This is a genomic window from Actinophytocola sp., from assembly GCF_035634895.1.
Lineage (GTDB): Bacteria > Actinomycetota > Actinomycetes > Mycobacteriales > Pseudonocardiaceae > Actinophytocola.
In genome coordinates, this window is sequence record NZ_DASQCC010000161.1 from 56,099 (window position 1) to 67,375 (window position 11,277).

General features: G+C 73.3%; 7 protein-coding genes. 6 read left to right on the forward strand and 1 reads right to left on the reverse strand.

What is annotated here, in order from left to right:
* Window positions 1-3: 3 nt before the first annotated feature.
* Window positions 4-2,913: a beta-galactosidase gene (locus VET29_RS24420; RefSeq protein ID WP_324924409.1), complete on the forward strand. Its 2,910-nt coding sequence runs from the start codon at window positions 4-6 to the stop codon at window positions 2,911-2,913.
* 57 nt (window positions 2,914-2,970) lie between these two features.
* On the opposite strand, the gene VET29_RS24425 is transcribed toward VET29_RS24420, so the two are convergent.
* Window positions 2,971-4,488, reverse strand: coding sequence for a helix-turn-helix domain-containing protein (locus VET29_RS24425; protein ID WP_324924411.1), 1,518 nt, complete (start codon window positions 4,486-4,488; stop codon window positions 2,971-2,973).
* A gap of 61 nt (window positions 4,489-4,549) precedes the next feature.
* On the opposite strand from VET29_RS24425, the gene VET29_RS24430 reads away from it, so the two are divergent.
* From VET29_RS24430 to VET29_RS24450, 5 genes are read left to right on the forward strand one after another with little or no spacing between them, the layout of a single operon-like run.
* A complete protein-coding gene (locus VET29_RS24430) occupies window positions 4,550-5,653 on the forward strand; it encodes a DUF917 domain-containing protein (protein ID WP_324924413.1) in 1,104 nt (367 codons plus the stop codon).
* Window positions 5,646-7,124: a hydantoinase/oxoprolinase N-terminal domain-containing protein gene (locus VET29_RS24435; protein WP_324924415.1), complete on the forward strand. Its 1,479-nt coding sequence runs from the start codon at window positions 5,646-5,648 to the stop codon at window positions 7,122-7,124. The genes VET29_RS24430 and VET29_RS24435 overlap by 8 nt, the downstream gene beginning before the upstream one ends.
* Before the next feature lie 58 nt (window positions 7,125-7,182).
* Window positions 7,183-8,496 (forward strand): cytosine permease, encoded by a 1,314-nt coding sequence (locus VET29_RS24440; protein WP_324924417.1) that lies wholly within the window; start codon window positions 7,183-7,185, stop codon window positions 8,494-8,496.
* Window positions 8,496-10,100 carry a hydantoinase/oxoprolinase family protein gene (locus tag VET29_RS24445; protein WP_324924419.1) on the forward strand — a complete coding sequence of 535 codons (1,605 nt, stop codon included), beginning with the start codon at window positions 8,496-8,498 and terminating at the stop codon, window positions 10,098-10,100. Before VET29_RS24440 ends, VET29_RS24445 begins: the two co-directional genes overlap by 1 nt.
* Entirely contained in the window at window positions 10,093-11,163 is a 1,071-nt protein-coding gene (locus VET29_RS24450) for a DUF917 domain-containing protein (RefSeq protein WP_324924421.1), read from the forward strand. The genes VET29_RS24445 and VET29_RS24450 overlap by 8 nt, the downstream gene beginning before the upstream one ends.
* Window positions 11,164-11,277: the final 114 nt, after the last annotated feature.

Below are 11,277 nucleotides of genomic sequence, written 5' to 3' on the forward strand. Positions count from 1 at the left end.
GCCGTGAACGCCCTGCTCTCGTTCACCGTGGCCGCGGTCGCGCTGTCCGGACTCACCGTGCTGGCGACGACCCCGGGCCCCGCCGGCGGCCGGCGCCGGGAACATACGGTGCGGGTGTTCGCCGCACTCGTCACCGTCATCGCGGCGACACTGCCGGCGGCCCCTGGCCCGGCCGCCGCCACCGCACCGCCGCGGCACCACACCGTCACCTACGACCGGTACTCGCTGATGATCGACGGGCACCGGGAGTGGTTGTGGTCGGCCGAGTTCCACTACTTCCGGCTGCCCAGCCAGGACCTGTGGCGCGACCAGCTGGAGAAGCTGAAGGCCACGGGCTTCAACGCGGTGTCGCTGTACTTCAGCTGGGGCTACCACTCCCCCGCCCCCGGTGTGTACGACTTCACCGGCGTCCGCGATGTCGGCCGCCTGCTGGACATCGCCGAGGACGTCGGGCTCTACGTGATCGCACGGCCGGGCCCGTACATCAACGCCGAGGCCGACGCCGGCGGGTTCCCGGCGTGGCTGACCACGCAGCGCGGCAGGGCGCGGACCAACGCCGACGACTACGAGGCGGCGTGGGAGGAGTGGTACGACCACGTCGACGCGGTGATCCGGCGCCACCAGCTGACCGACGGCGGCGGATCGGTCGTGCTGTACCAGATCGAGAACGAGTACGACGGCCCCGACGCGGTGTACATGGCCGAGCTGATGGCGGCCGCGAGGGCCGACGGGATCACGGTTCCGTTGTTCCACAACGACAAGGGCCGCAACCTGCGGTGGGCCAGCGGCGCCGGCGCGCCGGAGCTGTACGGCACCGACACCTACCCGGCGGGCTTCGACTGCAACCGCACGTCGTTCCCGGTCGTGACCGACTACCGTTTCCTGCGCCCCGGCGTCGGCGACCGGCCGTTCATCTGGGGTGAGTTCCAGGGCGGCGCGTTCGACCCGTGGGGCGGCCCGGGTTACGAGCGCTGCCGGGCGATGACCGGACCGGCGTTCGAGCGGATGTTCTACGACAACAACATCGAGAACCAGTTCACCGTGCACAACGTCTACATGGCCTACGGGGGCACGAACTGGGGCTGGCAGGCCGACCCGAACGTGGTCTACACGTCCTACGACTACGGCGCGGCGTTCGACGAGCAGCGGGTGCCGACCGACAAGGTGGCGGTGCTCAAGCAGCAGGCTTACCTGCTGGCGTCGGTCGAGGACCTCCGCAGGACCGACGACCTCGGGCAGCAGGCCGGGACGGACCCGGCGGTCCGGGTGTGGGTGAAGCGGAACCCGGACACCGGCGCGCGGTTCTACTTCGTGCGCCACCAGGACCCGACGTCGGCCGCGCCCGTGTCGACGACGTTCGCCGTCGACGGCACGCCGTACACGCCGACGGTCGCGTTGAACGGGCGGGACTTCAAGATCCTGGCGGCCGGCTACGACCTGGCGCGCCAGCGGCTCGTGTACTCGACGTCGGAGATCATGGCGCAGGTGGACCTCGGCGACCGGGACGTGGCGCTGCTGCACGGCCGCGCGGGCGAGCCGGGTGAGACGGTGCTGCGGTACGACACCCAGCCGCGGGTGGAGGTCGTGTCCGGCGACGTGACGGCCACGTGGTCGGACGGCGACCTCCGGCTCGGCTATGTCCACAATGGACTGGCGCGGGTGCGGGTACACGGCGGCGGGCGGCCCCCGCTGGAGCTGCTGCTCGCCGACAGCGACACCGCGTCGACGTTCTGGCGGGTGGACACACAGGACGGACCCATCCTGGCCCGCGGCCCGTACCTGGTGCGGTCCGCGGAGTCCCGGGGCTCGACGCTGCGGCTGCGGGGCGACGCGTCCACCGCCGGTCCACTGGAGGTGTTCGCGCCACGGCGGGTGCGGGCGGTGTACTGGAACGGCGAGCGGGTCCGGGGCTGGGTGCCGGGTCCCGCCCGGGTGACGCTGCCGTCGCTGACCGGTTGGCGGTACACCCGGGACGTCCCGGAGGCCGACCCGGCGTTCGACGATGCCCGCTGGGTGGCGGCCGACCACACGACGACGGACAACCCGGCGCGGCCGGCGACGCTTCCCGTGCTGTACACCGACGACTACGGCTTCCACCACGGGGATGTCTGGTACCGCGGGCATTTCACGGCGACGGGCGCGGAGTCGGCGCTCGCGCTGACCGCGGGCACCGGCCGGGCGGGGGTGTGGTCGGTGTGGGTGAACGGGGTCGGCCTCGGCACCGTGGCGACGGGGACGGCGAGCGGCAACCAGAACTCGTCGCGCACGTTCACCGTGCCGGCCGGGCTGCTCCGGCCGGGCAGCGACAACGTGGTGTCCGTGCTCGTGCGCGACATGGGGCACAACGAGAACGGTGGGAGCAACGACAACCACAAGGCACCACGAGGCCTGCTGGCGGCGAGCCTGACCGCGGCGGACGGCACGGCGACCACGCTGACGTGGCGGATCCAGGGTGGTCGCGACGACCGGCTGCGGGGTCCGCTGAACTTCGGTGGCCTGCACGGTGAGCGCGTGGGTTACCCGCTGCCCGGGTTCCGGCCGCGGGGGTGGTCGGCCGTCACGTTGCCGCACCAGGACGTGGCGCCGGGAGTCGCGTGGTACCGGACCACGGTGCGGCTGGACCTGCCGAGGGGCCAGGACGTCCCGGTGGGGCTGCGGTTCACGGACGATCCGGCCAGGCACTACCGCGTGCTGATCTTCGTCAACGGCTGGCAGGTGGGCCAGTACGTGAACGACCTGGGGCCGCAGCGGGTGTTCACGTTGCCGCAGGGCATCCTGCGGCACCAGGGCGTCAACACGATCGCCCTGGCGGTGTGGTCGGCCGACGCCGCGACGGCCGGCCTGGGGCAGGTGAGCCTGACGGCACTGGGGAACCACACGACGCCCATCCGCGTCCGCGACCTACCCGTGTGACGGCCGCATCTCCGCGGCGGCCGGCATACGGCAGTTCGCCGGGCCCGACCCGCGCCGTCAGCGCATCAACCAGGCCCGGCAGGCCAACTGCAGGGCGAGCCGCTGTTCCGGCTCGTTGAGATCCACCTGCAGCAGCGTGGTGATCTTCCGCAGCCGGTAGGTGATCGTCTGCGGATGGACGTTCAGCGCCTTCGCCGCCTTCGCCGGTGAGCTCTGGTGGTCGAGGTAGGACTGCAGGGTGCGGATCGCGTCCTCGGCCGCCTGCGCGCCCAGCTCCGCCAGCGGCGCCAGGAGGTCGTCGACGGACGCGCGGGTGGTGTCGGACGCGTACCACTCGACCAGCATCGGGTTCAGGCCCAGCGCGTCGATCGCGATGATGTCCCGCGCGGGCACGGACTGGCGGGTCGCGGCGAGCGCGGCCCGCGCGTCGGTGGCGGAGGTCCGCAACCCCTCGGCCCGCCGGTGCGCGCCGCCGATGCCGCACCGGATCAACAGGCCGGGAAACCGTTCCCTCGCCGCCTGTAGCGCCGCGGTCGCGGCCTGGCGAGCCGTGCGCGCGGCCGTCCGCCCTGGGTTGGTGCTCATCGTGTGGACCAGCAGGACGTCACCGCCGATGCGGGTGCCGTGCCAGCGGTCGTCCCCGGCCTCCTCGCGGCGCGCGGCGTCGAGCGCGGTGTTGCCCACCGCGTCCAGCTGGTCGGTCCCCACCGCCCCGCCCCGCGACGACGACAGCTCGAACCGCAGCACCTGGTGCCACCCGTCCACCGCGACGCCGAGCGCCCTCGCCCGCGCCACCAGCGGATGCCGCTCGGCCTCCGACGCGAGCAGCAGCTCGCCCAACAGCCGGCCCCGGTCGTGAATCGGGGCCAGCTCGGTTCTTCGGCTCTCCGCGACGGCCCGCGCGTACGCGTCCGCCGCCAGCCGCACCACCACGTGTGCCGCGACGGCCCACGCCCCCGGCACCCGGGCGGGCACACCCGCGGTGACATAGCCGTCGACGACCCCGTCCACCTCGACGGCGGCCGCGGGTTCGGCCTTGTCGGGCGCCCGGACCGCGACGTCGGTGGCCAGCGCCTCCGCCGCCGCGACCAGGATCGCGTCGGCGGTCGACGCCTCCGCGATCAGCCGGCGGGCGGTGTCGACGCGCGCCAGCGCGGTGCTCGCGTCGCCGCCCAGCACCCGCGCCACGGCGATCACCAGCCGGGTCGGCTCATCGCCGGTCGACGCGCTGAGCAGCGCGAGCCCGTACCGGTTCGCGATCCGCAGCGCGGTCGGCTCGACCGCGCCGGTGTCGACGCCGGTCAGCACGACGGCCGCGGCGCCGGTGGCCGCGGTGTCGCGGAGCGCCACGTCGAACAGGTGCCCCTCGATGAACGCCTTCGGCAGCAAGACCGCCAGCTCGCCGGTGGTCAGCTCGCGCAGCTCACGCTGCTCGGCGACGACGCGTACCGACCGCACGATCCGGTTCCCGTCCCCGGCGAGGAGGGTGAGCGCGGACAGGTCGGGCGCGGACAGGAGCTCATGAACAGTCGCCGACCCCGCCTGCTCCACCGTTTGTGGCTGCGCGATAAACACGACCCAATTCCTGTTGTGCGAAGCTAACCACGCTGTGTGACCAGCCTACTAGGCTGGCCGAATGCGGTTCGACCAGGACAACCTCGCGGCGTTCGCCCGCGGCTGCGACGTGCTCGGCGCCGGCGGCGGAGGCCCGGCCGGCCAGTCGTTGCCGCTGGCGTTACACGCGGTGGCCGAGCACGGTCCGGTGCGGGTGGTCGAGCTGTCCGACCTGCCGGAGGACGAGCTGGTCATGCCCTGCGCGCACCTCGGCGCCCCGGACGTGTCCGTCGAGCGCATCGGCACCGGCCGCGAGTCGGTCGGCATCCGCCGCCAGGTGGAGGAGCACTTCGGCCGCAGGGTCGCGGCCCTGATGTGCACCGAGGTGGGCGGGTACAACGGCCCCGGCTCGGTGGCCCTCGCCGCCCACGCCGGCCTGCCGCTGCTGGACGCCGACGGCATGGGCCGCGCGTTTCCCGGTGTGGAGCAGGTCGCCATGCAGGTCGCCGGCATCACCGCGAGCCCGTCGGTGCTCGCCGACGAGCACGACCGCGTGGTCATGGTGCGTGCCGAGTCCGGCGAGTGGCTGGAACGCCTGGCACGCCAGGTAACGAGCGCGTTCGGCGACCGCGCGGTGACCAGCGAGTACGTGATGACCGTCGGCCAGGCCGCCGGCGCCGTGGTCCACGGGACGATCAGCACGGCGACGAGCATCGGCCGCGTCCTCGACGAGTGCGCGCGTGCCGGGTCGTCCACGACGGCCGCGGTCGACCGGCTCGCCGAGGAGTTCGAGGGGGTCCGGCTCGCGGAGTGCCGGGTCACCCGGGTGCAGCCGGTGAAGAACGTGGCGACGGCGACGGTGGCCACCAACTCCCGCCGCACGGCGCTGCTGGAGGGCGTCAACCGCGACGAGGGCCGCTGGCTGCGGCTGGAGGCCGGGCACGAGTACCACGCGGTGCTCGAGGACGGCGAGCTGCGCGCCACGGTCCCGGACATCATCACCGTGTTCGACGTGCACAGCGGGGAACCGGTGCCGGTGCAGGAGCTGCGCTACGGGCTCCGCGTGGTGGTGCTGGCCCTGCCCAGCCCGCCGCTGTGGCGCTCCCCCGCCGCACTCGAGCTCGTCGGGCCACGGGCCTTCGGCCTCGCCCTCGACTACACCCCGCTGACGGTGGACCATGCCTGACCACAGCTACCGCCTCGGGATCGCCCTGGACGGCGACCACGTCTCCGGCGCGCTCGCGGACGCCGACGGCGACATCGTCGCGGTCACCACCCACCGCCTGGACGGCTGCCCGACGCCCGACGGGGCGGTGACCGCGGTGCTGTACTCGTTCCTCGCGAACGGCGGCGCCGTGCGGAAGATCGACCGCGTCGCGTTCGCCATCAGCGAGCTCGACAAGTACGTGGTCTTCCCGCAGCAGGCCAGCGCGGACCACCACCCGTGGAGCGACGTGCTCGGCCCGATCGCGGTCCTCCGGCTCGGCGCGGCGACCACCGCGGTGCCGCCGCTCGCGTTGTGGCCACGGGACTTCCGCGACCAGGTCGTACTGGCCAGCACGACCGTCGCGGGCGGCGCCCGGTTGGACGGGACCGAGCTCGAACCCCTGGACGAGGACGCGCTGACCGACTTCGCGCGGTCGGTCGCCGGCCGGGTGAAGGCCGTCGCGGTCACCGGCGTCTTCGCCACCCTCACCCCCGACCACGAGCTGGCCGCGGCGGCGATCCTGGAGCGGGAGCTCGGCGGCGTGCCGCTCGTGCTGTCGCACGAGATCGGCGGCAACGGGCTGCTGGAACGGGAGAACGCCACCGTGCTCCAGGCGGCGCTGACCCTGCCGGCGGGCCGGGACGCCGCGAAGCTGCAGGACATGCTGGTACAGCACGATCTCGGGCACGCCGAGGTGTTCTTCGCCCGCAACGACGGGACGATCGCGGCGATCGACCACGCGGCGACGCACCCGCTGGCGCTGTACGGCGGCTCGGCCGCGGCGACGGTCCGCGGTGCCGCGCGCCTCGCGGGCGAGCAGGACGCGTTGGTGGCGCTGACCAACGGATGCGGTGTCGTGCACGCGGTCTGCGCGGTCACGGCCGGGCAGCCGAGGCTGACCGCCGGGCACACGACGATCGCCGGGGTGCCCACCAGCCTGCGGGTCATCGCGCGGGTGCCGGTACGGGCGGCGGAGCCCACCACGGTCGACGTCCGCGCGATGACCGAGGCCGTCGACCGCGCCAAGATCGCGCCGGGAGACCTGCCGCTGCTGCTGGGCGGTCCCGGTGCGGAGGACCTGGCGACCGCGCTGCCGTTGCGGCTCACGGGCACGCTTGGCGTGCGGTGCCCACCGTGGGCCTCGGCCGCGGCGGCGGTCGGGGTGGCGACGGCGCCGGTCGGCGGCGAGGCCGAGCGGATCATGCCGGTACGCGGGGCCGAGGAATCGATGCGCTCGATCCGCGAGGCGGTCAGCGAGACGGCCCGCGCCGCGGCGGTGCGGGCGGGCGCGGATCCCCAGCGGGCCAGGACGAAGCTCATCGAGGAGACGCCGCTGAGCTACCTGTCCGAGCCGGCGGTGGCGTTGCGGGCCCGCGCGGAGGGACCACCCCGCCCGGGCGTCGCCACGGTCGCCGGCGACCCGGGCACCCGGCGTGTGGCGACACGATGACCGACCTCCCGAGACGCACTCCGCCGAACCCCGTCCAACACCGAAGGGAACCGACCTGATGCTGGGGGCAGACGACTACGCGCTCGAACGTGTGCCGGACCGCGCGCGCTACGCGTGGTGGACCGTTGCCGTACAACGGTTCGGGCAGCTGTCGGACCTGACCGTCTTCCTGCTCGGCGCCACGCTCGGCGCCGGGATGTCATTCTGGGGCGCGTTCTGGTCGCTGACCCTCGGCTCGGTGATCCTCGAGCTGGTCGCGATCTTCGCCGGCATCGCGGGTGTCCGGGAAGGACTGTCCACCTCGGTCCTCGCGCGCTGGACCGGCTTCGGCCGGTTCGGCTCCGCCCTGATCGGACTCGTCGTCGCGATCAGCCTCGTCGGCTGGTTCGGCATCCAGAACGCGATCTTCGCCGAGGGCCTGCACACCCTGATGAACGGCGTGCCCGTGTGGGTCTGGTCGATCGTGACCGGGCTCGTGGTGACCGCACTCGTGGTCTACGGCTTCCGCTGGATGGCCTGGGTCGCCTACGTCACCGTCCCGGCGTTCCTGCTGCTGGCCGGCTGGTCGGTGATCGGCGAGTTCACCAAGCACAGCTTCGGCGACCTGCTCGGCACGCAACCGTTCGGCGAGCCCATGTCCATCGCCACCGGCGCGACGATCGTGGCCGGCTCCTACATCGCCGGCGCGGTGCTCACCCCCGACATGACCCGGTTCAACCGCAGCTCTTCCGACGTCGTGAAGCAGACGGTCGTCTCGATCACCCTGGGCCAGTACGTGCTCGGCCTGATCGGCGTGCTCCTCGCCTACGCGATCAGGGAGGCCGACGTGGTGCAGATCTTCGCGGCCACGTCCGGCGTACTGGGGATCATCATCCTCGTGTCGGCCACCGTGAAGATCAACGACTGGAACCTGTACAGCTCCTCGCTCGGGTTCGTCAACACCCTGTCCACCCTGTTCGGTCTGCGGCTCAACCGGGTGGTGGCGACCGTCGCGATCGGCGTGGTCGGGACGGCGCTCTCCGCGGCGGGCATCCTGGACCGGTTCGCCGACTTCCTCACCGTGCTCGGCGTCGCGATGCCACCGATCGCCGGCATCATGGTCGCCGAGTACTTCGTCGTGCGCCGCTGGCGCCCGGCACTCGACGAGGCCCGCGCCGCCGGGCGACTGCCGGCGACCGAGCCGGGCTGGGTGCCGGCAACGCTGGTGATCTGGGCCGGGGCCGCGGTGCTCGGCTGGTGGACCGAGCACGTGCAGTTCGGCATCCCCGCCCTCACCTCCCTCGCGGTGGCGGGCGTCGCGTACGTGGCCGCGGGCAAGGCCGGCCTGGTGCGTGGCACGCGAGAGCTGCCCGTCGCGGAGGCGACCTCCTGATGCGCGTCGGCATCGACGTGGGCGGCACCAACACCGACGCCGTCCTGGTGGCCGGCCGGCGGGCCGAGGAGGTGCGGGTGGTGGCCGCGGTGAAGACGCCGACGACCAGTGACGTCACCGCCGGCGTGGTCACCGCCATCGGCGCGCTGCTGCGGGACGCGCCGGCGGGGTTCCACCCGGACGAGATCACCGCGGTGATGATCGGCACCACCCACTTCACGAACGCCGTCGTCCAGGCACGCGACCTGACGCCGACCGCGGTGATCCGCCTCGGGTTGCCGGCGACGGCCGCGCTTCCCCCGCTGACCGGTTGGCCGGACCGATTACGCACGGCCGTCGGCGACCGGGTCCACCTGTGCCGCGGCGGCTACGAGTACGACGGCAGCGAACTGTCCTCCTTGGAGCCGGCGGAACTACGCCGCATCGCGGGCGGGCTGGCCGCGGCTGGTGTCCGCTCGGTCGCGGTGTCCTCGGTGTTCGCGCCGGTGAACGGCGCCATGGAACAGGAGGCGGCGGAGATCCTGCGTGCCGAGGTGCCCGGGCTGCGGGTGTCGTGCTCCCACGAGTTCGGGCGGATCGGGCTGCTGGAAAGGGAGAACGCCACGGTCCTCAACGCGGCGCTGGTCGACCTGGCCGACCGGCTGGCCGACGCGCTGACCGCCGCCCTTGCCGAGGCCGGCATCACCGCTCCCCTGCTGCTGAGCCAGAACGACGGCACGCTGATGGACATCGAGCACTGCCGCCGGTTCCCGGCCGCCACGTTCGCGTCCGGCCCGACGAACTCCATGCGCGGCGCCGGTTTCCTGTCCGGCGTGGCCGACTGCGCGGTGATCGACGTCGGCGGCACCACGACCGACGTCGGCATCCTCGCCGGCGGCTTTCCCCGCGAGGCGCCCGCGATCACCGACATCGCGGGCATCCGCACGAACTGGCGCATGCCCGACGTGCTGTCGCTGGGCATCGGCGGCGGCAGCCGGGTCCGCCACTTCTCCGACGGCGAGCGGACCACGGTCGGCCCCGACAGCGTCGGCTACCGGATCGACACGAACGCGCTGGTGTTCGGCGGTGACACCCTCACGCTGACCGACGTCGCCGTCGCCGCCGGGCTGGCCCGGGTCGGCACGACCACCGCCCTGGTCCGGCGCTTCGACGACACGCGGGCGCGGGCGGTGCTGGCCGAGGTGAACGAGCGGATCGCCGACGCGGTGGACCGGATGCGGGTGTCCCCGGAGCCCCTGCCGGTCGTGCTGGTCGGCGGCGGCAGCGTAGTACTGCCGGATGTGTTGCCCGGCCTGCCCGACGTGCGGCGCCCGGCCCACGCGGACGTCGCGAACGCGATCGGCGCGGCGATCGCGAAGGTCGGCGGTGAGCTGGACCGGGTCGTCCGGGTGTCGGACGACACCCGCGCCGCCGTGCTGGCCGAGGCGAGGGCGGAGGCGATCGCCCGCGCGGAGTCGGCCGGCGCCCGGCCGGGCAGCGTCGAGATCGTGGAGATCGACGAGGTGCCGCTCGCGTACCTGCCGGGCGGCGCGACCCGGGTACGGGTGAAGGCAGTCGGCGACCTGGATCTGGACCGGGTTCCGGTGGGAGTGCCCCGTGCGTGAGATCGGGTTTTCGGATGTCGACGACATCGCCCGCGGCGCGGGCATCCTGGGCACCGGCGGCGGCGGCGACCCGTATCTGGGCAAACTCCTGGCCGAGGCGGCGATCACCCGACACGGCCCGGTCACCGTCGTGACGATCGAGGAGGTTCCACCGGACGCGGTGGTCGTGCCGGTCGCGATGCTCGGCGCACCGACCGTGAGCCAGGAGAAACTGCCCAACGGCACCGAGACACTGACCGCGCTGCGCGCGCTCGAGGACGCGACGGGGGTCGCGGCGACCCACGTGGTGCCGATCGAGATCGGCGGGATGAACTCGCTGATCCCGCTCGCACTGGCCGCGGAGACCGGACTGCCGGTCGTCGACGGCGACGCGATGGGACGCGCGTTCCCCGAGGCACAGATGGTGCTGCCGACACTGGCCGGCATCCCGACCAGCCCGATGGCGGTGGCCGACGACAAGGGCAACACGATGGTGCTCCGGACGGCGTCGAACCTGTGGGCGGAGCGGATAGCGCGTGCGGCGTGCGTCGCCACCGGGTGCTCGGTGTTCACGGCGGACACGATGATGACGGGGGCGCAGCTCCCCGACGGCCTGGTGGCCGGCACGATCACGCTGGCGCAGCGACTGGGCGCGGCGGTGCGGACGGCGCGAGCCGCGCACACCGACCCGGCGGACGCGGTGGCCGCACTGGTCGAGGGCGTCCGCCTGGCGACGGGAAAGGTGGTGGACGTGCACCGGGCGACGACGGGCGGCTTCGCACGGGGGACGGCGACCATCGCGGGCACGGGGACGGAGTTGCGCCTGTCCTTCCAGAACGAGTACCTGCTCGCCGAACGCGACGGCGACCCGGTGGCCACGACGCCGGACCTGATCTGCGTCCTGGAGACCGACACCGGCGAACCCGTCACGACCGAGACCATGCGTTACGGCAACCGGGTCACGGTGCTCGGCATCCCCACCGATCCCCGGTGGACCACGCCGGCCGGGCTGCGGCTCGTGGGGCCGCGTTACTTCGGCTACGACCTCGACTACCGGCCCCTTGCCCAACCGCAGGAGAACTGAGCCTTCCCGGGCCCTCCTGGGTGCTTTTGGGCGGCCGAACCAGAACCGGACTTCGCGACCGGCCCCGCTCCGCCGCCTCGCCGCCTCGCTCCGCCCCGGCTTCGCTTCGCGTTG

Coding starts and splice junctions, on each gene's coding strand:
- VET29_RS24430 (WP_324924413.1), top strand. CDS start 4,550: ATGCGGTTCGACCAGGACAACCTCGCGGCGTTCGCCCGCGGCTGCGAC.
- VET29_RS24435 (WP_324924415.1), top strand. CDS start 5,646: ATGCCTGACCACAGCTACCGCCTCGGGATCGCCCTGGACGGCGACCAC.
- VET29_RS24440 (WP_324924417.1), top strand. CDS start 7,183: ATGCTGGGGGCAGACGACTACGCGCTCGAACGTGTGCCGGACCGCGCG.
- VET29_RS24445 (WP_324924419.1), top strand. CDS start 8,496: ATGCGCGTCGGCATCGACGTGGGCGGCACCAACACCGACGCCGTCCTG.